Consider the following 23,517-nt stretch of genomic DNA (forward strand, 5'->3'; position numbering starts at 1 on the left):
TGCGGGCTCACGACGCAAGGACAGGGAATGGACAACAAGAAGAAACGACAGTCGATGATCTTGTACGCGATCATCGCGATCGCGGCCATCGTCGCGCTCAACTCGGTCGTGTACCCGAGTATCGAGCGCGCCACGGTCAAGGACGTCTCCTACAGCGAGTTCATCGACATGGTCGATGACGACAAGGTGGGTGAGGTCTCGCTCGACACTGGCTCGGGCAAGATCACGTTCACCTCCAAGGACGACTCCTCGGTGACGTATCGCACGAACGAGTGGCCTAGCGACGACTCGCTCTCCGAGCGCCTCAACAAGCACGGGGTGACCTACTCAGCCCAGATCGCTGACCAGAGCTCCGGTCTTTGGACCTACATGCTGCTCGTCTACGGCGTGCCCATCCTGCTTGCCATTGCGGGCGGCATCTGGCTCAACCGCCGCATGAAGAAGGCCATGGGCGGCGACGGTCCCTCCATGAACTTCGGTGGCGGCGGCTTTGGCATGGGCGGCGGCCTTGGCAAGAGTCACGCCAAGGAGGTCAAGGGCGAGGAGACGGGCGTGCGCTTCGCCGACGTCGCCGGCCAAGACGAGGCCAAGGAGTCGCTGCAGGAGATCGTCGGCTTCCTCAAGAACCCCGAGAAGTACAACGAGATCGGCGCCCGCTGCCCGCGCGGCGCGCTGCTCGTGGGCCCTCCGGGCACGGGCAAGACGCTGCTTGCGAAGGCCGTCGCCGGAGAGGCCGGCGTGCCGTTCTTCCAGATTGCCGGCTCCGAGTTCGTCGAGATGTTCGTCGGACGTGGCGCCGCGAAGGTGCGAGACCTGTTCAAGCAGGCCAAGGAGAAGGCCCCCTGCATCATCTTCATCGATGAGATCGACGCCGTGGGCAAGAAGCGTGACGGGTCGCTCAACTCCAACGACGAGCGCGAGCAGACGCTCAACCAGCTGCTGTCCGAGATGGATGGTTTCGACAACCAGAAGGGCATCGTCGTGCTCGCGGCAACGAACCGCCCCGAGTCGCTCGACCAGGCGCTGCTGCGCCCGGGCCGCTTCGACCGCCGCATCCTCGTCGAGCTCCCTGACCTCGCCGGCCGTGAGGCCATCCTCAAGATCCACGCCAACGACGTCAAGATGGAGCCCGGCAACGACCTCGGCGTCATCGCCCGCTCGACGCCCGGCGCCTCCGGCGCTGACCTCGCGAACATCATCAACGAGAGCGCCCTGCGCGCCGTTCGTTTCGGTCGCAAGCGCGTGAGCCAGGAGGACCTCGTCGAGTCCGTCGACGTCGTCATCGCCGGCGAGAAGAAGAAGTCCACGGTCCTGTCCGAGCACGAGAAGGAGGTCGTCTCCTACCACGAGACCGGTCACGCCATCGTCGCCGCCGCCCAGAAGGGCTCCGCGCCCGTCTCGAAGATCACGATCGTGCCCCGCACGAGCGGAGCGCTCGGCTTCACGATGCAGGTCGAGGAGGACGAGCACTTCCTCACGACGCGCCAGGAGGCCAAGAACAAGATCGCCGTGCTGTGCGGCGGCCGCGCCGCCGAGGAGCTCATCTTCGGCGAGATGACCACCGGTGCGAGCAACGACATTGAGAAGGCCACGAGCATCGCGCGCGCCATGGTGACCCAGTACGGCATGTCCGACAAGTTCGGCATGGTGGCACTCGGCCAGCAGCGCAACCGCTACCTCGGTGGCGGCGCCGAGCTCACGTGCTCGGAGGGCACCGCTCAGCAGATCGACGCAGAGGTCCAGCGTCTCGTCGAGGAGGGCCACCAGCAGGCCGTCGACACGCTCAAGGCCCATCGCTTCAAGCTGCATGAGATCGCCCACTACCTCCAGAAGAAGGAGACGATCACGGGTGACGAGTTCATGAACATGCTCACCCGTGACGACGGGTTCGCGCCCACGCTGCCTAAGACGCAGTAGGGGATTCGTTCTCGCCGGGGCCCTGGGGTTCTCTTCGGACGTCCTCGCAGGGGAGGTTGCCTTGATGAATGAGGCAGCTGGCTGCTGCGGATTGTCTCCTGAGGACCCCAGGGCCCTATCTGTTGGGGGGTCTCTTCGCTCGATTGAGCCGGGCGCGAGACCATCGCGCTGGCTCGCGGGCTGGGTGGGGATTGATGCGAGTTTGCGTTGGGCTGGGACGTTTTCGTCGTTCAGTGCTACCATAGGCGCTCGAAAAGCTGTGATGGGGACGAGTAGCCCGGTCACGCGGTCACAAGCGAGCGGGGTTGGTGTGAGCCCGCGGCCGCGCCCAGGCGAATATCACCCCGGAGCCTTGGCCCGAACGGGCGCGCAAGCGCCCCAGTAGACGCCAACGGGAGCGGCCACCGTCATGGGCCAGCCGAGTAAGGCGAGATTCTCGCCCGCTGGGTGGTTAGCGAATCGTCGCGGCAGATGCCGCATCCATGGCGCTTCGTCCCGGCGGTCGGGGCGGGCGCTTTTTTCGTGCGCCGACGGGCCGTGTGTGGCCCGCGCGGCAAGCGGGCGCTCGGCGGATGCGGGGGAGGGACCCCGCGAAAGGAGCGGCAAGGCATTGGCAAACGAGTACAAGAAGACGATGAACCTCCCGTCCACGAGCTTCCCGATGAGGGCAAGCCTCGCGACGCGCGAGCCCGAGCGCCTCAAGGTCTGGCGCGAGAACAACGTCTACGAGATGGTGCGCAAGAAGAACGCCGGCCACGACAAGTTCGTGCTGCATGACGGCCCCCCGTACGCCAACGGCCCCATCCACATCGGCCACGCCATGAACAAGGTGTCCAAGGACATCATCAACCGCTACTGGATGATGCAGGGCCGCGACGTCCCCTACGTCCCCGGCTGGGACTGCCACGGCCAGCCCATCGAGCACAAGGTCGAGGAGAAGGTCGGCACCAAGAAGTTCAACGAGATGCCCGCCGCCGAGATTCGCGAGATGTGCAACAAGTTCGCCGTCGAGAACATCGAGCTCCAGAAGTCGGGCTTTCGTCGCCTGGGCGTCCTCGGCGACTGGGACCACCCCTACCTCACGCTCTACCACCAGCATGACGCCGCCGACATCGAGGTCTTCAAGGCCATGTTCGACAAGGGCATGGTCTACCGCGGCCACAAGCCCGTGCACTGGTGCACGCACTGCCACACGGCCCTCGCCGAGGCAGAGATCGAGTATGGCGACGAGGTCAGCCCCGCCATCTTCGTGCGCTTCGAGATGACGACGACCCCGGCGGGCCTCGAGGACTGGGCCGGCAAGCTGTTCGTGGACATCTGGACGACCACCCCGTGGACCCTTCCCGCGGACGACGCCGTCATTCTGCACCCGGAGGCCACCTACGTCGCCGTCAAGCACGATGGCGCCGCCGAGCTCATGGCCGAGGCGCTTGTCGCGCGTGACTGCGAGAAGTTCGGCTACGGCGAGCCCGAGCTCGTCTGCGGCGCGGATGGCGAGCCTTGGCGCATGACGGGCGAGCAGCTCTGCCACAACAAGTACAAGCAGCCGATCTTTGGCGACCAGGGCGTCGAGGGCGAGTTCATCTACGCCGACTACGTCACGCTCGACGACGGCACGGGCATCGTCCACGCCGCGCCCGGCCACGGCGTCGACGACTACAACGCCGGCTCCAAGTTCGGCATCCCCGTGGTCATGCCCGTCGACGACGACGGCCGCTTCTACGTGGGTGACGAGATGGGCACGGGTGGCCCGTGGTCTGGCATGGAGGTCAACGAGGCCAACCCCAAGATCATCGAGTGGCTCGGTGAGCGCGGCATGCTCATCCTGCACGAGGACATCAACCACAGCTACCCGCACTGCTGGCGCTGCCACCAGCCCGTCCTGTTCCGCGCCACCGACCAGTGGTTCATCTCCATGGACAAGACCGGCCTGCGCGCCGAGGCGCTCGACACGATCGAGAACAAGGTCGCGTGGTACCCCGAGCACGCCAAGAACCGCATTGGCGCCATGGTCGAGGGCCGTCCGGACTGGTGCATCTCGCGCCAGCGCAACTGGGGCGTGCCCATCCCGAGCTTCACGTGCGAGGACTGCGGCGAGACCGTCGTGAACGATGCCACGCTCGACGCCGTCATCAAGCTCTTCCACGAGAAGGGCTCCGACGCCTGGTTCACCGACAAGCCCGAGGACTACCTGGGCGAGGCGTGCGTCTGCCCCAAGTGCGGAGGACACCACCTCAAGGCCGGCAAGGACATCCTCGACGTCTGGTGGGACTCTGGCGTCTCCTGGAAGGCCGTCTGCGAGTTCCGTGACGAGCTCCAGTACCCCGCCGACATGTATCTCGAGGGCTCCGACCAGCACCGCGGCTGGTTCCAGAGCTCGCTGCTCACCTCGCTTGGCGCCAACGACATCGCGCCGTACAAGGCCGTCGTCTCCCAGGGCTTCACGCTTGACGGCCAGGGCCGCAAGATGAGCAAGTCGCTCGGCAACGTCATCGACCCCAACAAGGTCTGCGCCGAGATGGGCGCCGACATCCTGCGCCTGTGGGTGGCCTCAACCGACACGAGCCACGATGTCGCCGTCGACCACGAGATCCTCGCCCGCACCTCCGACGCCTACCGCCGCTTCCGCAACACGTTCCGCTTCCTGCTCGGCGAGCTCGAGGGCCAGTTTGACCCCGAGCACGACCTCGTGCCCGTCGACGAGATGGAGCGCTATGACCTGCTCGTGCTCGCCCGTGCCTGCGACATGCACGAGAAGGTGAGCGAGGCCTACGCGGGATACCGCTTCTACCAGGTCTATCGCGCGCTGTACGACTTCGTGGTCACCGAGCTGTCCAACGGCTACCTCAACGCCACGAAGGACCGCATGTACTGCGACGAGCCCGGCTCCAAGAGCCGTCGCAGCGCCCAGACGTGCTGGTACTACCTGCTCGAGATGCTGCTTCGCGACCTCCAGCCGATCCTGTCGTTCACGACCGACGAGGTCATGGCGCACCTGCCCGAGAGCGCCCGCGACGGCCAGACGTTCGCCGCGCTGCTCGACTGGTGGAGCGAGCCCCTCTCGCACGATGAGGTCGCCAAGCTGCTGGACGAGTACAACGTGCTGCTCGAGGCCCGCGGCGCCTACACGAAGGCCAACGAGGCCGCGCTTGCCGCCGGCACTGTCTCCGAGAAGACGAGCCAGGCCACGCGCTGCGTGCTCACCCTGCCTGCCGAGCAGCTCGAGCTCGTGCGCGGCTCCGAGGCCATGCTCGCCGAGGCGTTCGTGTGCTCCGAGGTCGAGCTCGCCTGCGGCGACGAGCTCGCCTGCGAGGTGCTGCCCGCCCATGGCGAGAAGTGCCCGCGCTGCTGGAACTGGCGACCGCTCGGCGCGGATGGCCTGTGCTGCCGTTGCAGCCACGCCGTCGCCGCGGCCACCAAGGTGGAGTAGCCCGTGTCGGGCACTCGTCGCATTGCCGCGTTCGGCGGGGTCGCCGCGCTTGCCGTCGTGCTCGACCAGGTCTCGAAGGCCTGGGCGCGCATGGCGCTTGCCGGCGGCCCCGCGCCGCTCGTCCCCGGTGTGCTGGACCTGTCGCTCGTCATGAACACGGGCGCGGCCTTCTCGATAGGCTCGGGCTCCACGTGGGTCTTCGTCATCCTCGCGCTCGTCATCTGCGCGGGGGCGGCCGTGTGGGTCGTCCGCGAGCGGCAGATGCCCGCGAGCGTCGCCGCCGCGCTGGGGGCCGTCGCCGGCGGCGGCATGGGCAACCTCATCGACCGCGTCGTTGCCAGGCAGGTGACGGACTTCCTTGCCACCACCTTCATCGACTTTCCCGTCTTCAATGTCGCCGACATCTTCGTGACCTGCGGCGTCGTTATCGCCCTCGTCCTGCTGTGGCGCTGGGACGCCGAGCGCGAGGGGGGAGACGAGGCGTGAGCCAAAGAGTCGTGAACCTGCTCGTGGACCCGGCCGCGGACGGCATGCGCCTCGACGCCTTCCTCGCCGGCGGGCCTGACATGCCGTCTCGCTCCGCCTGCGCCAAGCTCGTCGAGCGCGGCCTTGTTACCATCAACGACACACCCGCGACCTCCAAGAGCGAGAAGGTCCTGCTCGGGGATCGCGTTCGCGCCACCGTGGAGGAGGCCGAGCCGCTCGTCCCCGAGGGCGGGCTTGCTCCCAATCCCTACATCGACCTCGACATTCGCTACGAGGACGAGCACCTCATCGTGCTCTCCAAACAGGCCGGGCTCGTGTGCCACCCCAGCCCCGGGCACGTGGACGACACGCTCGCGAACGCGCTTGTCGCACACTGCGGGCTGGCGCATCTCGGGATGCTTCAGGGAGACGACCGCCCCGGCATCGTGCACCGTCTCGACATGGACACGAGCGGGCTCATGCTCGCCGCCAAGGACGATGCCACCCAGAAGGCCCTGCAGGACCTCATCCGCCTGCGCACGCTCGACCGTCGCTACGTCACGCTCGTGTGGGGCTACGTCGCCGCGGACTCGGGCACCATCGACACGGGCATCGCCCGCTCCACGCGCGACCGCATCCGCATGGCCGTGTCCGACGACCCCGGCGCGCGCGAGGCCATCACGACCTTCCGCGTGCTCGAGCGCTTCGAGGCGGGCCGGAGGGACGAGGGCTACACGCTGCTTGAGTGTCACCTCTACACCGGGCGCACGCACCAGATCCGCGTCCACATGCGCCACATCAACCACCAGGTCATCGGCGACCCCCTCTACGGCCGCGGCGACCTTGCGCAGAACCTCGGCCTGTCGAGGCAGTTCCTTCACTCCTGGAGCGTCGCGTTTGCGCATCCCGTCTCGGGAGAGACGATAGAGCTTCGCGATACGCTGCCCGATGACCTCCGAGCTGTATTAGAATCGCTCGAAAACCGCTCCATGGGTCGCACGGAGGCGGGGGAGCGCATCGTGCCCCTGCTCCTCGGCGAGAACTGAGGCAGGGCGACCCCCTGTCCCGGTCGCCTGACGGCAGGTCCCAACACCCACTACCGCGAGAGGGCTCTTCGTGGAATTCAACCGTCTGGGCATCACGCCCATCGTCGTCTTCAACTTCATCATCTGGGCGTTCTTCACGTTTGCCTACCTGTACCAGGCTCTCTACATCCTCGTGACGTGGAGGCGTGGCGAGGTCAAGCTGCCGCCCGCCAAGAAGAACCATCGCTATGCCTTCTTCATCGCGGCGCACAACGAGGAGAGCGTCATCGCCAACCTCGTGAGGTCCATCAAGGAGCAGGACTACCCCTCCGAGCTCATCGACGTGTTCGTCGTGGCAGACGCCTGCACGGACCGCACGGCCAAGGAGGCGCGCCACGCGGGGGCGATCGTCTACGAGCGCAATGACCTCGCGCGCAAGGGCAAGAGCTGGGTGCTCGACTACGGCTTCGACCGCATCCTCAACGAGTATCCCGACAAGTACGAGGCGTTCTTCGTCTTCGATGCCGACAACCTGCTCTCGCCCGGCTACGTGACCGAGATGAACAAGCTGTTCGACCAGGGCTTTCTCGTGGGCACGAGCTACCGCAACTCAAAGAACTTCGACTCGAGCTGGGTGAGCTCGGCCTATGCGCTGTGGTTCTTGCGCGAGGCGAAGTTCCTCAACAACTCGCGCATGCTGTGCGGCACGGGCTGCGCCATCTCCGGGTCTGGCTGGATGGTATCCGCCCGCATCGTCCAGGGCATGCACGGCTGGGACTTCCACACCCTCACCGAGGACATCCAGTTCTCCACGTTCTGCGCGGCCAACGGCATCCGCATCGGCTACGCTCCGGCGGAGTTCTATGACGAGCAGCCGCTCACCTTCAAGGCCTCCTGGACGCAGCGCATGCGCTGGACCAAGGGCTTCTACCAGGTGTTCTTCTCCTACGTGGGAGACCTCGTGCACGGCGTGCGCAAGAAGCGTTTTGGCGCCTACGACATGCTCATGACGATCGCGCCCGGCAACATCCTCACGCTCGTCTCGGCGTTCGTGAACAGCGTCTACCTCGTCATCGGCTCGCTGTCCCACGGCTTTCTCGCCACGCAAAACGAGCTGTCCATGGCCGTGGGCTCGCTCGTCATGACGTTCGCCTCCATGTACGTGACGTTCTTCGTCCTGGCCGTCATCACCACGGTCTCGGAGCGCAAGCACATCCGCTGTCGCAAGGGGCGCCGCTGGCGCATCATCACCAACCTGTTCACGTTCCCGCTGTTCATGATGACCTACATCCCCATCAACGTCGCGGCGCTGTTCATGAAGGTCGAGTGGGTGCCCACGAAGCACACGGTCTCGATGTCGATGGAGGACATGGCGGAGGAGCAGTAGGCCGTCCCGGGGGAGCCGTTGCGCTTGCCCGTCGTCGCCTGCCTGTGCCAATCAAATAGTTAGCTTTCCTAAAAGAGTTGAAGGTAGCGTTCGCTCCCATGCGGACGCTACAATTGTCAACATTGCATCGGTACGCGGTCCCGACGCACTCGCGGCGGGCAGGGCAGAAAGGGAGTCACCTACATGGCAACGTTCTTCGAGGGCGAGTCGCACACCTTCTCTGAGTACCTCCTGGTTCCCGGATACTCCTCTTCGGAGAACATTCCGGCCAACGTGTCGCTCAAGACCCCTCTGTGCCGCTTCAAGAAGGGCGAGCAGCCGCGCATCACGCTCAACATCCCCATGGTCTCCTCGATCATGCAGTCCGTCTCCGGCGAGCGCATGGGAGTCGCGCTTGCCACCGAGGGCGGCATGAGCTTCATCTACGGCTCGCAGACCCCCGAGTCCGAGGCCGCCATGGTCAAGTGGGTCAAGGACTACAAGGCCGGCGTCGTCGAGTCCGACTCCACCCTCACGCCTGACATGACCATGGAGCAGGTCATGGACCTCAAGGAGCGCACGGGCCACTCCACGATGCCCGTCACCGACGACGGCACCCCGCACGGCAAGCTGCTCGGCATCGTCACGAGCCGTGACTACCGTCCCTCCCGTGACGACCACCAGGCCAAGGTCGCCACGTTCATGACCCCGCGCGAGGAGCTCGTCACGGGCACGAAGGAGACCACGCTCAAGGTCGCCAACGACATCATCTGGGACAACAAGCTCAACGCGCTGCCCATCGTGGACGAGAACGACCACCTCGTGGGCATCGTCTTCCGCAAGGACTACGACTCCCACAAGTCCAACCCCGACGAGCTGCTCGACGCCAACAAGCGTTACATGGTGGGTGCCGGCATCAACACGCGTGACTACGCCAAGCGCGTGCCGCTGCTGCTCGAGGCTGGCGCTGACGCACTGTGCATCGACTCCTCCGAGGGCTTCTCGGAGTGGCAGAAGCTCACGATCGACTGGATTCGCGAGAATTACGGCCACGACGTCATCGTGGGCGCCGGCAACGTCGTGGACGCCGAAGGCTTCCGTTACCTCGCCGACTGCGGCGCCGACTTCGTGAAGGTCGGCATCGGCGGCGGCTCCATCTGCATCACGCGCGAGACCAAGGGCATCGGCCGCGGCCAGGCCACGGCCCTCATCGACGTGTGCCGTGCCCGTGACGAGTACTACAAGGAGACGGGCGTCTACGTCCCCGTGTGCTCGGACGGCGGCATCGTCTACGACTACCACATGACGCTCGCGCTGGCCATGGGCGCCGACTTCATGATGCTCGGCCGCTACTTCGCCCGCTTCGACGAGAGCCCCACGAACCGCGTGAACGTCAACGGCCAGTACATGAAGGAGTACTGGGGCGAGGGCTCTGCGCGCGCTCGCAACTGGCAGCGCTATGACCTCGGCGGCGCCGCCAAGCTGTCGTTCGAGGAGGGCGTCGACTCCTACGTTCCCTACGCGGGGTCCCTCAAGGATGGCGTGGGCATGACCATCTACAAGATCAAGTCCACGATGTGCAACTGCGGCGCCAACTCGATCCACGAGCTACAGCAGAAGGCCCGACTAACCCTCGTGAGCTCCACCTCCATCGTCGAGGGCGGGGCGCACGACGTCGTGCTAAAGGACCACAACCAGTCCGTGAGCTACCACTAAGACGCAGTCAAAGGCGATCGCTCGCTGGTTCAAGACCCGGGGCGGCCGCGCAAAGCTGAATCAAGCGCCCGAGTCTCCCTGCGAGTCTCGGGCGCTTTGCTGCTAGAATGCATAACTTGAATGTCTGCACACATGAAAGAGAGGTCGCGCATGAGCGACGTCAACGATACGAACGCCACCCAGGCCAGCCGCTTCCCGGCCTATGACGCCGCTGCCATCGAGGGCAAGTGGCAGCGCATCTGGGACGAGAAGGGCACCTACAAGACCGACGAGGACCCCAACAAGCCCAAGAAGTACGTCCTCGAGATGTTCCCGTATCCCTCGGGCGACCTGCACATGGGCCACGCCCGCAACTACACCATCGGTGACGCCATGGCGCGCCAGGCCCGCATGCGCGGCTATGACGTCCTGCACCCCATCGGATTCGACGCCTTTGGCCTTCCTGCCGAGAACGCCGCCATCAAGCACAACACGCAGGCCGCGGCGTGGACCTACCAGAACATGGACAACGCCCTCGCCACGATGAGGCGCATGGGCTTCTCCTACGACTACGACCGCCTCGTGCGCACCTGCGACCCCGAGTACTACAAGTGGGGCCAGTGGATGTTCCTCAAGATGTGGGAGAAGGGCCTGGCCTACCGTGCCACCTCGCCCGTCAACTGGTGCCCGTCATGCAACACCGTGCTCGCCAACGAGCAGGTCGTCGAGGGCAGGTGCTGGCGCTGCGGCTCCGTGCCCGAGAAGCGCGAGCTGTCCCAGTGGTACCTCAAGATCACCGACTACGCCCAGGAGCTTCTCGACGACCTCGACAAGCTCACCGGCTGGCCGGAGAACGTCAAGGCCCAGCAGCGCAACTGGATCGGCCGCTCCGAGGGCGCCGAGATCGACTTCACGCTCGCTGACAAGGACGGCGTGACGCCGACGGACCGCAAGATCACCGTCTTCACGACGCGCGCCGACACGCTGTTCGGCGTGAGCTTCTTCCTGCTTCCGCCCGAGAGCCCGCTTGCCGCCGAGCTCGTTGCCGGCACCGAGTGCGAGGCCGCGTTCAAGGAGCTCAAGGAGGCTACCGAGAAGGTCTCGAGCGTCGACCGCCAGGGATCGGCGCGCGAGAAGCACGGCGTGTTCACGGGCCGCTACGTCATCAACCCCATCAACGGAAGGCCCGCCCCGATTTGGGTCGCAGATTACGTCCTCATGGACTACGGCACCGGTGCCGTCATGGGCGTGCCCTGCGGCGACCAGCGCGACTTCGACTTCGCCAAGAAGTACGGCCTGGAGATCGCCCCGATCATCTGCGAGAAGGACGATCCCCTCTACGACGAGCTCAAGGACGAGCGCGAGCTCAAGGTCACGAGCGTCTCCTGGGACCACGCTATGGACGCCGAGGGCTACCTCGTGCAGTCTGGCGAGTTCACCGGCCTCAAGGGCGGCAAGCACTCCGAGGCCGTGGACGCCATCATCGGCTGGCTCTCCGAGCGTGGCCTCGGTCGCAAGAAGGTGCAGTTCCGCCTTCGCGACTGGCTCATCAGCCGTCAGCGCTACTGGGGCAACCCCATCCCGATGATCCACTGCGATTGCTGCGGTGACGTGCCGGTGCCCTACGACCAGCTGCCCGTGACGCTTCCAGACAACCTCGACCTCGGTGCCGGCGAGACGCTGGCCGAGTACGCGCCGTTCTACGAGACGACCTGCCCCAAGTGCGGAAGGCCCGCGAAGCGCATCACGGACACGATGGACACCTTCACGTGCTCCTCGTGGTACTACCTGCGCTATTGCGATCCGCACAATACCGAGCTCCCGTTCTCCAAGGAGTCGGTTGATCGCTGGATGCCCGTCGACAACTACATCGGCGGCATCGAACACGCGATCCTGCACCTTCTCTACAGCCGCTTCTGGACCAAGGTCCTTCGCGACCTCGGCATGATCGACGCCGACGAGCCCTTCACCAACCTGCTGTGCCAGGGCATGGTCAAGGACCACAACGGCGAGACCATGTCAAAGTCCAAGGGCAACGTCGTGCCGCCCTCGAGTGTCATCGAGCCCTACGGTGCCGACACGATGCGCCTCGTCATCCTGTTCATCGCCCCGCCCGAGAAGGACTTCGACTGGGACGAGAAGGCCGTCGCCGGTGCCAACCGCTTCATCAAGCGCGCCTGGTCCATCGTCTGGCAGCTCTCGGCTGGCGCGCACGCCGGCGAGTTCGATGCCAGGTCCCTCAAGGGCCAGGCCGGCGAGCTGTTCCGCACGCTGAACGGCCTGGGCGCCCGCTGCACCTCTGACTACGACCGCGGCCAGTTCAACACCGCCATCTCCGCCGTTATGGAGATCGTGAACGCCGCGAGCAAGTACCTCAACGAGACGCCCGCCGAGGATCGCGTGCTCGAGCTTGACTTCCGCGTCGCCCACGACATCGTGGCCATCCTCGCCCCCATCTGCCCGCACTGGGCCGAGGAGCTCTACCACGAGGCGCTCCACCTCGAAGGCTCCGTGTACAACGAGCCGTGGCCCGAGTTCGACCCCGAGCTTGCCAAGGCCGACACGGTGGAGATTGCCGTGCAGGTCATGGGCAAGGTGCGTGGCCACGCCACGATCGCCGCGGACGCCACCCGCGAGCAGACCGAGAAGGCTGCGCTTGCGGCCATCTCCGAGCAGCTCGAGGGCAAGACGGTCCGCAAGGTCATCGTCGTTCCCGGCAAGCTCGTCAACGTCGTCGCCAACTAGGTTTTTGCCGGTGGGACCCCTTCGCTGGGTCCCACCTTCTTGAGGAGGGATGTTGCGCATGAAGTGTCCGCATTGCGGAGCCGACCTGGGGGAGGGTCTGCTTCCGGCCCGCTGCCCGGCGTGCGGCCGGGGCCTTGGCGCCGGCGCCTCTCGCTCCAACCCGCTTGCCGCCCGAGAGTTGGCGGAGCGCGCCGCCGCCTCGAGAAGAAGCGTCGAGGGCCTCTCCGGCAGGGGTCGCGGCAGGCGCGACCGCTCCCAGACCACGAAGCGCGTCACGAGGATCCTGCTCGCCTTCGTCCTCGTCGCCGTCTTCTGCGCCGCTGTTGCCTTCGTGGCCTATCGCGCCGAGATCATCGGCGGGCGTACGGTGCCAGACGTCGTGGGGTGGAGCGCCCAGAGCGCCCAGACCAGGCTCGAGGAGTGCGGCTTCTCCGTTGGCGTGAACGAGGTCACCTCTACCGAGCAGGACCCGGGCAAGGTCGTAAGCGAGGCGCCGTCTGCCGGCGCCCGCATTGCCTCGGGGTCCACGGTCACGATCGACGTCGCGGCCTCCCAGCAGTGAGCTCACGCTTCATCACGGGAGCATCACAAATGCGACTTGACGTGCTACCAGGTTGTTTAATACACTGCTTCCGATAGTTTGCACGGAATGAGGGATGTGGGGTGGAGTTTTTCGCCCCGCATCTCTTTGTCTGTAGGTGGGCCGTGTTTTTCACGGCATGGAAGGAAGGGAGGCCCGATGGCGCAGGACAAGGCCGCGGCCATACTCGAGGCCCTCGAGGTGGCGGGCGCCGCCCATGGCGTTGACGTCGTGGACGTCGAGGTCGTTGGTGCCACGAAGGCGCCGACCGTGCGCGTTCGTCTCGACTGGTCCGACGAGGGCAAGGGCACCATCTCGCTTGATGACGTCGCCGCGCAGACCGAGTGGGTCTCCGACGTCATCGACGTCGTCGATCCGTTCCCGGGCTCCTTCACGCTTGAGGTGAGCTCCCCGGGCCTTGACCGCCCCCTGCGTCGCGAGCGCGACTTCGTGCGCTTCGCCGGCGAGCAGGTCGCCCTCACCACGACCGCGATGGAGGGCCGCAAGCGCTTCTCGGGCAAGCTCGTGGGCGTGCGCGAGGGCCAGGTCGTCCTCGACACGGACGAGGGCGAGGTCAGCATCGCGCTCGACGAGGTGCGTCGCTGCAACATCAAGCCCACGTTCGCCAAGGGCGAGAAGAAGACCTTCTCGAAGCAGTCGAAGGGCTCGGCCAAGTCAAAGAAGGCCGCCCACGAGGGCGAGTAGCCCCCAGATCTCAGGAATGACCGTTTGGCGCGCTGCGCCACGAATGCTATACAGGCCAGGAAGGAACGACACATGGCATCTGCGATGATGGAAGCGCTCATGGCGCTGTGCCAGGAGAAGCACATCGACGAGCTCTACCTGCTCGACCGTCTCGAGCAGTCCCTTGCCCAGAGCTACGCGAGCCTCATGCACCTCGACTGGGGCGCCAGGGTCACGATTGACCGCATGACGGGCAAGATCTACGTGTACAAGCTCGTGCCGATTGACGACTCCATGGACGAGGAGGGCAACTACACCGAGTTCGAGGAGATTGACGTCACGCCCAAGGACACGAGTCGTATCGCCGCCCAGCACGCCAAGGCGGAGATCAACGCCATCGTGCGCAACGCCGCCCGCGAGCAGATCTACGAGGAGTTCTCGCAGCGCATCGGCGACATCATCACCGGCACCGTGCTGCAGTCCACGCCTGACTTCACGATCGTCAAGATCCGCGAGGGCGTCGAGGCCGAGCTGCCGCACTTTGACCGCAAGCGTCACCCCGAGGAGCGCAACGAGCGCCCCAACGGCGAGCGCTACACGCACAACATGCGCCTCAAGGCCGTCATCATCGACGTCCGCGACCCCAACGCGCAGATCTCCCAGCCGGTCCGCGGCGAGCACTCCCGTCCCTCCATCGTCATCTCCCGCACACACCCCGAGCTCATCCGTCGCCTCTTCGAGCTCGAGGTCCCCGAGATCTATGACGGCGTCGTGGAGATTCGCTCCATCGCCCGCGAGGCCGGCGCCCGCTCCAAGGTCGCCGTCTCCTCGCTCGACGACCGCCTCGACCCGGTGGGTGCCTGCGTGGGTCCCAAGGGCAGCCGCGTGCGCACCGTCGTGAGCGAGCTGCGCGGCGAGCGCGTCGACGTCGTGCTGTGGAGCGACGACCCCGCCCGTTGCGTGGCCAATGCCCTGTCGCCGGCCAAGGTGACGCGCGTGGTCATCGACGAGGAGACCAACTACGCCACGGTCGTGGTCCCCGACGACCAGCTCTCCCTGGCCATCGGCAAGGAGGGCCAGAACGCCCGCCTCGCCGCGCGCCTGACCGGCATGCACATCGACATCAAGAACGAGTCGCTTGCGGCCGGCATGTTCCCCAAGACGCCCGCTCCCGTCGAGGAGGCCGAGGACCTCGTGGGCGAGGAGAGCACCCACCGCTGCGAGTTCGTGAGCCCCTCCGGCGTGCAGTGCCGCAACATGGCGCGCCCCGGCTCCCGCTACTGCGGCGTCCACGAGAAGATGGCGCTCGTCGACTCCGCCGAGGTCTCCGACGACCCCGATTCGCTGATCTAGCTCGGGCGGGGGCATGAGCCCCACGCCCGTTCACTCGCACTCACCCGCGGGCACGTCCCGCCCAGACAGTTGCCCGCACAGGAAGGTAGGCCACATGGCAAAGACTCGCGTACATGACCTTGCCAAGGAATTTGGCATGACGAGCAAGGAGATGCTCGGCCACCTGGCCGACATGATGATCCCTGCCAAGTCCGCCTCGAGCGCTCTCGAGGACGCCTACGTGATGGTCGTCCGCAAGAAGATGGCGCCCATCCTCGAGGCCCGCGCCGCAGAGATCGAGGCGGCCAAGAAGGCCGAGGAGGAGGCCCGCGCCAAGGCCGAGGCCGAGGAGCGCGCCCGCGCCGAGAAGGAGCGCGTCGAGGCCGAGAAGCGCCGCGAGGCCGAGCGCGCCCGTGCCGAGGCAGAGCGCAAGAAGGCCGAGGAGGCCCGCGCCGAGGCCGAGCGCAAGCGCAAGGAAGAGGAGGAGAAGAACCGCGTGCGCGACAACGCGCCCAAGTCCGTCCCCTCCATGACGAGCCTGCTCGACCAGATCGCCCAGCAGGAGAAGATCCTCAAGGCTCAGCGCGAGGAGGCCGCCGCCAAGAAGAAGACCGAGCAGTCCTCTGGCGGTCGTGGCCGCCGCGGCAACGGCTCCTCGCGTCCCCAGCGCTCCAACCCCGTCGCCAACGACAACGCTCCCGTGAGCCCCGAGAAGGCTGCCAAGGCCTCGCGTGGCAAGCACAAGGGCCACCATGACAACGATGGTGAGGACCGCTACAGCCGCATGGCGAAGGCCGCCGAGGAGTACAACCGCGAGCGCGTGCTCGAGGAGGCCCGCGCCAGCGTCGAGGAGGCCTCTCGCGAGTCCACCGGTCGCCGCAAGAAGCGCAAGGAGCGTCGTCAGAAGCAGGCCGAGCAGGCCGCCAAGGAGCAGGCGATCGAGGAGGCCATCGCAAACGACCAGAACGTGGCCGAGATCGGCATGGTCAAGGTTCCCACCGGCTCCACCGTCGCCGAGCTCGCCGAGCTTCTCGGCGTGCCCGCGTCCGACATCGTCAAGCGCCTGTTCCTGCTGGGCAACCCGCTGACCCTCACGCAGTCCATGTCCGACGAGCTCATCGAGCTTGTGGCCGACGACCTCGGCCGCGAGGTCAAGGTTATGACCAAGGAGGAGGAGAACTCCTTCACCTTCTACGATGATCCGGCCGACCTCCTTCCGCGCGCCCCGGTCGTCACCGTCATGGGCCACGTCGACCACGGCAAGACGAGCCTGCTCGACGCCATCCGCCACACGGGCGTTGCCGAAGGCGAGGCCGGCGGCATCACGCAGGCCATCGGCGCCTCCCAGGTCAAGATCGGCGACCGCACCATCACCTTCATCGACACCCCGGGCCACGAGACGTTCACCGCCATGCGTGCCCGTGGCGCCAAGGTGACCGACATTGTCATCCTCATCGTCGCGGCCGACGACGGCGTCATGCCGCAGACGGTCGAGTCCATCAACCACGCCAAGGCCGCCGGCGTGCCCATCATCGTGGCCGTCAACAAGATTGACAAGCCCGGTGCCAACCCCGACAAGGTGCGCCAGGAGCTCACCGAGTACGGCATCATCCCGGAGGAGTGGGGCGGACAGAACATGTTCGTCAACATCTCCGCCAAGAAGAAGATCGGCATCGACGAGCTGCTCGAGACCGTCCTGCTCCAGGCCGACGTCCTCGAGCTCAAGGCCAACCCCAACACGTTCGCCTCCGGCAACGTCCTCGAGGCCAAGCTCGATCGCGGTCGCGGCTCGGTGGCCACGGTGCTCGTCACGCGCGGCACCCTGCGCATCGGCGACGCCATCGTCGCGGGCATGTCCTACGGCCGCATCCGCGCCATGCTCGACCCGAAGGGCCGCCCGGTCAAGGAGGCCAAGCCCTCCGACCCGGTCGAGATCCTCGGTCTCCAGAGCGTGCCGGCCGCCGGCGACGAGTTCCGTGTGTTCACCGAGGAGCGCGAGGCGCGCTCCCTGGCCGAGCAGCGCGCGCTCAAGGCCCGCATCGAGGAGCAGAACCGCGTAAAGCACGTCACGCTCGAGACGCTCTTCTCCACGATGGAGGACGCCGAGGTCAAGGAGCTCAACCTCGTCATCAAGGCCGACGTCCAGGGCTCCATCGAGGCCCTTCAGGACTCGCTGGACAAGATGGACCAGTCCGAGGTGCGCATCAACACGATCCACTCCGCCGTTGGCGCCATCACCGAGACCGACGTCACGCTCGCCGATGCCTCCAACGCCATCATCATCGGCTTCGGCGTGCGCCCGGACGCCAAGGCCCGTGCCGCCGCCGAGCACCAGGGCGTCGAGATCCGTACGTACAGCGTCATCTACAAGGCCATCGAGGAGATCGACGCCGCCCGCATCGGCATGCTCAAGCCCACGGAGGAAGAGCACCAGACGGGTTCTGCCGAGGTCCGCGACACGTTCAAGGTCCCCAAGGTCGGCATCGCCGCTGGCTGCATGGTCACCGAGGGCGAGATCAGCCGCGACGACAACGTCCGCCTCGTTCGCGACGGCATTGTCGTGTTCGATGGCAAGATCGCCTCGCTGCGCCGTTACAAGGATGACGTCAAGAGCGTCAAGGCCGGCTTCGAGTGCGGCATTGGCCTGGAGAACTACCAGGACATCAAGCCTGGCGACGTCATCGAGGGGTACAAGATCGTCGAGGTCGCCCGTACCGAGTAGGTGCGGGAGGGGCCGCTCATCCTAGGCTCCTCACGACCCATTGATAGATAATCTATGTGGGGCGGCCTGCGGGTCGCCCCACCTGGGCAGGTGGAGACATGAAGCAGAACGCAAATTCGCGCCGCTCCGGGCAAATCGCCCGCGAGAAGCTCGCGAGCATCCTCCTCTTTGAGGTTGCCGACCCCGACCTCGACCTCGTGACGCTCACGGGTTGCGAGGTCTCCGTTGACCGCTCGTTCGTGCGTGCCTACGTCACGTGCGAGCCCGAGCGCTATGACACCGTCATGGCCGCGCTCGAGCGTGCCAAGGGCCGCATTCGCTCCCTTCTCGGCCATGCGCTCGGCTGGCGCGTCACCCCTGAGCTCGCATTCTCCATCGACTCCTCCACGGACGAGGCCGAGCGCATCGCCCGAGCCCTCGAGCAGCGCCCGCCCACCATCGATGTCGAGAAGGACGAGTTTGGCTACCCAGTCGTGGCCGGGTCCGGGGATTCGGACGCGGGCGACGAGGCTGCAGAGGCGGAGTAGGTCCAATGAACGCAGGTGACGAGAACGTATTTGCCGAGCAGCGCGAGAAGTTCGGCAGGATTTGCGCGCTCATAGACGACGCGACCGAGATCGTGGTGTGTGCTCACACCGATCCCGATGGCGACGCGCTGGGCTCCGGCCTCGCGCTCGCCCAGATCATTTCCCAGCACTGGGCCGGCAAGCACGTCACGAACCTTTTGGCAGACGACGCCCCCGTTCCCCGCCTGTACAGGTTCCTGCCCGGGGCGGAATCGTTCGTCCACGCCTCGGACTATGCGGGCACGCCGGACCTGTTTATCGTCGTTGACCTCTCGGTGGCACCGCGCCTCAACAAGGCCCAGCCCGTGCTCGAGCGCAGCCGGCACATCGCGATCATGGACCACCACCCGTCCACCACGCCGTTTGGCGACGTGGCGCTCATCCGCCCCGACGCGGCTGCGACGGGCGTCGTCATCGCCGAGTTCGGCCTGTTTCTCGGTGCGCACTTCACGGTCGACATCGCCAACTGCCTGTTCTGCGCCATCGTCACCGACACGGGCCGCTTCCAGTACCAGAACGCCGACTCCGAGGCGTTCGAGTGCGCGAGCATGCTCGTTGACGCCGGTGCGTCGCCGTCCATGATCTCCCTCAACGTCTACCAGAGCTTCCGCCTTGCCTACCTGCACCTCGAGAGCGTCGTCATGGGACGCATCGTGACGTTTGACCACGGCCGCATCGCCTACAGCTACGCCACGAGAAACGATCTCGAGCGCACGGGGGCGCACCCAGACGAGTGCGACGGCCTCATCGACGTCGTGCGCAGCGTGGAGGGCTCTGTGGTCGCGCTGTTCCTCAAGGAGCTTCCGGACGGCAAGGTCCGCGGAAACCTCCGCTCCAAGGGCAAGCACGACATCTCCGTCGTGGCGCGCTCCATGGGCGGTGGCGGACACAAGGCGGCTGCCGGATTCACTTCCGATGGCGGTATCGACGCCACGCTCGCTTGCGTCCTGCCTCAGCTGCAGGCCGTGCTTGCGGCCGCCGATGGGGAGGCTCCGGCTCCCCACAATCCTCAGATGAAACTCGAGCTTGGCAAAGGGGTCTAGCATATGCGGCGTGGGACGAGTGGCATCAACGCCCTGATTGCCGTCGACAAGCCACTGGGCATGACGTCTCACGACGTCGTTGCCCGCGTGAGGCGCTCGCTTGCCGAGCGTCGCGTGGGCCATGCGGGGACGCTTGACCCCGATGCGTCCGGGGTGCTTGTCGTGGGAGTGGGGCAGGGTACGCGCCTCATGGGGCTGCTCACCTCCGAGCGCAAGGGCTACGTGGGCCTTGTCGTCTTTGGCTCTGAGACGGAAACGGACGATGCCGAGGGCAAGGTCACCAGGACCGCCGAGGTCCCCGACTGGGCCTGGGACGAGCATGCCGTTCGGGAACGCCTTGCCGCCATCGAGGGACCGTGCATGCAGGTGCCGCCCGCCTACTCCGCCATCTCGGTGAACGGCGTGCGCTCCTACGCGCGCGCAAGGGCCGGCGAGACGGTCGAGCTCGACGCCCGTCCCGTGACCGTTCACTCGGCGTCGCTCGCGGCCATTCAGGACGTCGACGGACATCCGGGTTGGCTCTGCGCGTTTGAGGTCTCCAAGGGCTGCTACATCCGCGCCATCGCCCGTGACCTCGGGCGGGCGTGTGGGAGTGCCGCGCACCTCGCGGGCCTCAGGCGCACGAGCTCGGGCTCCATCTCGCTCTCCTCGTGCGTGACGCTCGAGGAGCTCGAGCGCGACGGCGCAGGCGTGCTGGCGTCCTCGGCGCTCGACCCTGCGGCCTGCGTTGGCGCGCCCATCCGCTCCCTCTCCGAGGCAGATCTTGCGGACGCCTCTTGCGGCAAGCACCTCTCGCTCGGTAGCGTGAGCGTCGAAGAGGGAGGCCGCGTCTGTCTCGTTGCCGGAGACAAGCTCTATGGCGTCTGGACGAGGCGCGGCGACGAGCTCGTGAGCTCCACGAACTTCCCCGCAGGCATTTCGGGGGTGCGCCGATGATGGGCGAGTACCGCCCGCTCGGCCCTAGCTGGGAGCGACCCCTGACGTCAGACGAGCTCCGGGGCCGTCTCGTCGCCGGCGTTGCGCTGCCCCAGCCGCTGGTCCCGGCCCGCAAGCTTGGCAACGGCTCCGAGCTCTATGACTTCTCCGGGGCCATGGGATGTGGCTGCGGCCGTCCGTCCGTCTGCGTGCTCGGCGCGTTTGACGGCGTCCACGTCGGTCATCGCGCGCTCGTGCGCGCCGCCGTCGACGAGGCGCGCGAGCGCGGCCTCGTGAGCATCGCGGTGACGTTCTCGCCAGACCCAGCCGCCCTCCTCGCCGGCCCCATCGTCAACGACACGCTGCTCGCGGTTGAGGACCGCGCGCGCATGCTCTCGAGGCTTGGCCTTGACGCCGTCCTCGTCGTCCCGTTCACGCGCGAACTTGCCGCGACGAGCCACGAGACGTTCCTGCGAGAGTGGCTCGCTGCCTCCGTGAGCCCCGTCTCCATCCACGTTGGCGCCGACTTTCGCATGGGTGCGGGCGGCGCCGGCACGGTCGCGGCGCTTCGCGTGGTGGCGGGCCCGCTCGGCATCGACGTCCATGGGCACGAGCTCGTGAGCGAGCACGGCCGCGCGGTGAGCGCGACGCTCGTCCGCAGGCTCATACGGGACGGCCAGGTCGAGGACGCCGCCCGACTGCTGTGCCGTGACCACATGGTTCGCGGCGTCGTTGAGCACGGCAGGGGAGAGGGCGCGTCCTTTGGGTTTCCCACGGCAAACGTGAGGATTGACGCGTCCGTCTGCCTGCCCGCGGAGGGCGTCTATGCCGCGCTCGTCTGCGATGGCTCGCACGCGTGGCCTGCCGCCGTCAACGTGGGTGCGCCCCGCTCGTTCGGAGGCGCCGCTGGGGAGCCGTTCCTCGAGGCCTCGCTCGTGGGCTTCTCGGGAGACCTCTACGGCAGGCGGCTCTCGGTGAGCTTCGTCGCGTGGCTCCGCGAGCCGCGGACGTTCGCGTCTGTCGAGGAGCTGGAGGCAACGGTGCTCGGAAACGTCGCATGGGTCAGGAAGTATCTGGGGGAGGGCGAGGTCCTGTGATAACCGAGGAGGACAAGGAGCGCGTCCGCCAGGCCACCGACATCGTGGCGCTCGTCTCCGAGACGGTCGTCCTGAGGCAGCGCGGCGGCGACTTCTGGGGCTGCTGCCCCTTCCATCACGAGAAGAGCCCCTCGTTTCACGTGACGCCCGCCACGGGGCTGTGGCACTGCTTTGGCTGCCACTCCGGTGGTGACGTCTTTGACTACGTGATGAAGCGCGAGGGACTCGACTTTCTCGACTCCGTCCGCTTCCTCGCCGAGCGCGCCCACATCGACATTGACGACGCTCCCGCCGCGGGACGACGCGGTCCCAAGCGCACGCGCGTCATCGACGCGCTCGAGGCGGCCCAGTCCGCCTACTCCGTGCGCCTCATGCGCGGGCGCAGCGAGGCCGCCGCGGCTGCCAGGAGCTACTTCGCCGGCCGCGGCTTCAACTCAGACATCTGCTCGCGCTGGCACCTCGGCTTTGCCGACTCCGGCGTCTCGCTCATGCGCGAGCTCACGGCCGCCGGCTTCTCGAGGCAGGAGCTCGAGGCGGCCGACCTCGTCTCGAGTCGCTCGGGGCGGGCGCGTGACCAGTTCTACAACCGCGTGATGTTTCCCATCCATGACGAGCAGGGCCGCTGCATCGGCTTTGGTGGGCGCGTCATGGGTGACGCCAAGCCCAAGTACCTCAACACGCGCGAGACGAGCGTGTTCCACAAGAGCAAGCACCTGTTCGCGTTCGACTATGCCAAGGAGAGCATCGCGGCGAAGGGATACGCCATCGTGTCCGAGGGATACATGGACGTCATCTCGATGCACGAGGCTGGCTTCACCAACACCGTGGCGGCGCTGGGGACGGCGCTGTCGCTCGACCATGTGAAGACCCTCTCGCGCTTTGCGAAGACGATCGTGTGCATGTTCGACGGCGACGCGGCGGGCCAGCACGCCGCCGAGGCCGCCGTGCGCTATGTGGAGAGCACGGCGGCGGCGCTCACGTGCGTCGTGCTGCCAGACAACCAGGACCCCGACGAGTTCCTCAAGGCCCACGGCGCGCAGGCCATGGCCGAGCAGCTGCGTGGCGCCCGCCCGCTCATCGACTTCGTTCTCGAGAAGAAGCTCGAGGGCTCCGACCTCTCGAGCCCGGGCCTGCGCCTGCGCGCCCTCGACGACGTTGCCAAGGTGCTGGCGCCCCTCAAGAACTCCTACCTGCTCGACTCCTACCTACAGCGCGTGACGGGTCGTCTGGGAGTTGACCTCGAGGCGGCGCGCCGCAAGGTGCGCGAGACCCCCGTCGAGCAGCCTGCCGAGCGAGACGCCGGCTCGTCTCGCGTGCGTGCTCCGGAGCCCGATGGCCCCTCCTACGACGACGTTCCCTATGACGACTATGGCTACGAGGAGGCGCCCGTGGTTGCGTCACCCGTGCCCGAGGACCCCTTCTCCGAGCTGTCCGCCGAGGACCGCGCGCAGCTGCGCGCCGAGCGCAACCTCCTGGCGCTGCTCGCCTCGGACCCAGACCGGTTTCGCCCCTATGCCGACAGGATTGCGACGCTCAGCTGGGCAGACGCTCGCCACCAGGCCATTGCCTGGGCCATACTCGCTACGCCAGAGGGAACTCCTGCCGCCGAGGCGGTCTCCGTGGCCGCCCGCGCCTGCCCGGACGCCCCGCGCATCCTGAGCTCGAGCTCCTTCTCGTCCACGAGCTCGTGGGACGCCGCCAAAAACGTGGAGTTCGTGGTGGGCGAGGCCGAGATACGCTCGCTCGACCGACGCATCTCGCAGCTCACGGCGAGCCTCGGTGCGATGGGCGCGGACGAGTCGAGGGAGGCCCTGCGCGAGCTCTCCCAACTCAGGGCGAGGCGAGACGAGGTCCGCGCGTCCCAGCCGCTCGAGTAGGGACGTTGCCGCCCATCTTTGATGGCGGCAAGCTGCGCATTTCTTGCGTTCTTATGCG

The 23,517-nt window shown here is 66.6% G+C and carries 16 protein-coding genes; all 16 read left to right on the plus strand.

All coding sequences use genetic code 11. The annotated features are described in order from the left end of the window. Nucleotides 1-27: 27 nt before the first annotated feature. The 16 genes from ftsH (at nucleotide 28) to dnaG (ending at nucleotide 23,459) form a co-directional block, all read left to right on the plus strand. Nucleotides 28-1,917 carry an ATP-dependent zinc metalloprotease FtsH gene (ftsH, locus tag Pcatena_RS03555; protein ID WP_126421678.1) on the plus strand — a complete coding sequence of 630 codons (1,890 nt, stop codon included), beginning with the start codon at nucleotides 28-30 and terminating at the stop codon, nucleotides 1,915-1,917. Between the two features lie 610 nt (nucleotides 1,918-2,527). Then, nucleotides 2,528-5,347, plus strand: coding sequence for an isoleucine--tRNA ligase (gene ileS, locus Pcatena_RS03560; RefSeq protein ID WP_172596367.1), 2,820 nt, complete (start codon nucleotides 2,528-2,530; stop codon nucleotides 5,345-5,347). A gap of 3 nt (nucleotides 5,348-5,350) precedes the next feature. Next, on the plus strand, nucleotides 5,351-5,833 hold the full coding sequence (gene lspA / locus Pcatena_RS03565) for a signal peptidase II (RefSeq protein ID WP_126421682.1): 483 nt from the start codon (nucleotides 5,351-5,353) through the stop codon (nucleotides 5,831-5,833). Between the two features lie 44 nt (nucleotides 5,834-5,877). Beyond that, nucleotides 5,878-6,858, plus strand: a complete 981-nt coding sequence (locus Pcatena_RS03570; RefSeq protein WP_126423387.1) for an RluA family pseudouridine synthase — start codon at nucleotides 5,878-5,880, stop codon at nucleotides 6,856-6,858. A 70-nt stretch (nucleotides 6,859-6,928) separates the two neighbouring features. Beyond that, entirely contained in the window at nucleotides 6,929-8,224 is a 1,296-nt protein-coding gene (locus Pcatena_RS03575) for a glycosyltransferase family 2 protein (RefSeq protein ID WP_126421684.1), read from the plus strand. Nucleotides 8,225-8,407: 183 nt separating this feature from the next. Next, nucleotides 8,408-9,919, plus strand: a complete 1,512-nt coding sequence (locus tag Pcatena_RS03580; protein WP_126421686.1) for an IMP dehydrogenase — start codon at nucleotides 8,408-8,410, stop codon at nucleotides 9,917-9,919. 150 nt (nucleotides 9,920-10,069) lie between these two features. Next, the gene (leuS, locus tag Pcatena_RS03585) at nucleotides 10,070-12,643 is read left to right on the plus strand and encodes a leucine--tRNA ligase (protein ID WP_126421688.1); all 2,574 of its coding nucleotides are present in this window, start codon (nucleotides 10,070-10,072) and stop codon (nucleotides 12,641-12,643) included. Nucleotides 12,644-12,701: 58 nt separating this feature from the next. Next, entirely contained in the window at nucleotides 12,702-13,205 is a 504-nt protein-coding gene (locus tag Pcatena_RS03590) for a PASTA domain-containing protein (RefSeq protein WP_172596368.1), read from the plus strand. A 177-nt stretch (nucleotides 13,206-13,382) separates the two neighbouring features. After that, on the plus strand, nucleotides 13,383-13,928 hold the full coding sequence (locus Pcatena_RS03595) for a ribosome maturation factor RimP (RefSeq protein ID WP_126421692.1): 546 nt from the start codon (nucleotides 13,383-13,385) through the stop codon (nucleotides 13,926-13,928). Nucleotides 13,929-14,000: 72 nt separating this feature from the next. Continuing rightward, nucleotides 14,001-15,260 carry a transcription termination factor NusA gene (gene nusA, locus Pcatena_RS03600; protein WP_126421694.1) on the plus strand — a complete coding sequence of 420 codons (1,260 nt, stop codon included), beginning with the start codon at nucleotides 14,001-14,003 and terminating at the stop codon, nucleotides 15,258-15,260. A 94-nt stretch (nucleotides 15,261-15,354) separates the two neighbouring features. Further along, nucleotides 15,355-17,961, plus strand: a complete 2,607-nt coding sequence (gene infB, locus Pcatena_RS03605; protein ID WP_126421696.1) for a translation initiation factor IF-2 — start codon at nucleotides 15,355-15,357, stop codon at nucleotides 17,959-17,961. A gap of 98 nt (nucleotides 17,962-18,059) precedes the next feature. Then, complete coding sequence (gene rbfA / locus Pcatena_RS03610; RefSeq protein WP_126421698.1) at nucleotides 18,060-18,488, plus strand: 30S ribosome-binding factor RbfA; 429 nt, start codon at nucleotides 18,060-18,062, stop codon at nucleotides 18,486-18,488. Between the two features lie 5 nt (nucleotides 18,489-18,493). Continuing rightward, the gene (locus Pcatena_RS03615) at nucleotides 18,494-19,570 is read left to right on the plus strand and encodes a DHH family phosphoesterase (RefSeq protein WP_126421700.1); all 1,077 of its coding nucleotides are present in this window, start codon (nucleotides 18,494-18,496) and stop codon (nucleotides 19,568-19,570) included. A 3-nt stretch (nucleotides 19,571-19,573) separates the two neighbouring features. Next, nucleotides 19,574-20,506, plus strand: coding sequence for a tRNA pseudouridine(55) synthase TruB (gene truB / locus Pcatena_RS03620; protein ID WP_126421702.1), 933 nt, complete (start codon nucleotides 19,574-19,576; stop codon nucleotides 20,504-20,506). Beyond that, nucleotides 20,503-21,582, plus strand: a complete 1,080-nt coding sequence (gene ribF, locus Pcatena_RS03625; RefSeq protein WP_126421704.1) for a bifunctional riboflavin kinase/FMN adenylyltransferase — start codon at nucleotides 20,503-20,505, stop codon at nucleotides 21,580-21,582. Before truB ends, ribF begins: the two co-directional genes overlap by 4 nt. Then, nucleotides 21,579-23,459, plus strand: coding sequence for a DNA primase (gene dnaG / locus Pcatena_RS03630; RefSeq protein ID WP_126421706.1), 1,881 nt, complete (start codon nucleotides 21,579-21,581; stop codon nucleotides 23,457-23,459). The genes ribF and dnaG overlap by 4 nt, the downstream gene beginning before the upstream one ends. The last annotated feature ends 58 nt before the right edge of the window (nucleotides 23,460-23,517 follow it).

Source organism: Parolsenella catena (assembly GCF_003966955.1).
GTDB classification, from domain to species: domain Bacteria; phylum Actinomycetota; class Coriobacteriia; order Coriobacteriales; family Atopobiaceae; genus Parolsenella; species Parolsenella catena.

Excerpts from the sequence above, each read along its gene's own strand:
- ftsH (WP_126421678.1), top strand. The coding sequence starts at position 28 with ATGGACAACAAGAAGAAACGACAGTCGATGATCTTGTACGCGATCATC.
- Pcatena_RS03570 (WP_126423387.1), top strand. The coding sequence starts at position 5,878 with ATGCGCCTCGACGCCTTCCTCGCCGGCGGGCCTGACATGCCGTCTCGC.
- Pcatena_RS03580 (WP_126421686.1), top strand. The coding sequence starts at position 8,408 with ATGGCAACGTTCTTCGAGGGCGAGTCGCACACCTTCTCTGAGTACCTC.
- leuS (WP_126421688.1), top strand. The coding sequence starts at position 10,070 with ATGAGCGACGTCAACGATACGAACGCCACCCAGGCCAGCCGCTTCCCG.
- Pcatena_RS03590 (WP_172596368.1), top strand. The coding sequence starts at position 12,702 with ATGAAGTGTCCGCATTGCGGAGCCGACCTGGGGGAGGGTCTGCTTCCG.
- Pcatena_RS03595 (WP_126421692.1), top strand. The coding sequence starts at position 13,383 with ATGGCGCAGGACAAGGCCGCGGCCATACTCGAGGCCCTCGAGGTGGCG.
- nusA (WP_126421694.1), top strand. The coding sequence starts at position 14,001 with ATGGCATCTGCGATGATGGAAGCGCTCATGGCGCTGTGCCAGGAGAAG.
- infB (WP_126421696.1), top strand. The coding sequence starts at position 15,355 with ATGGCAAAGACTCGCGTACATGACCTTGCCAAGGAATTTGGCATGACG.
- rbfA (WP_126421698.1), top strand. The coding sequence starts at position 18,060 with ATGAAGCAGAACGCAAATTCGCGCCGCTCCGGGCAAATCGCCCGCGAG.
- Pcatena_RS03615 (WP_126421700.1), top strand. The coding sequence starts at position 18,494 with ATGAACGCAGGTGACGAGAACGTATTTGCCGAGCAGCGCGAGAAGTTC.
- truB (WP_126421702.1), top strand. The coding sequence starts at position 19,574 with ATGCGGCGTGGGACGAGTGGCATCAACGCCCTGATTGCCGTCGACAAG.
- ribF (WP_126421704.1), top strand. The coding sequence starts at position 20,503 with ATGATGGGCGAGTACCGCCCGCTCGGCCCTAGCTGGGAGCGACCCCTG.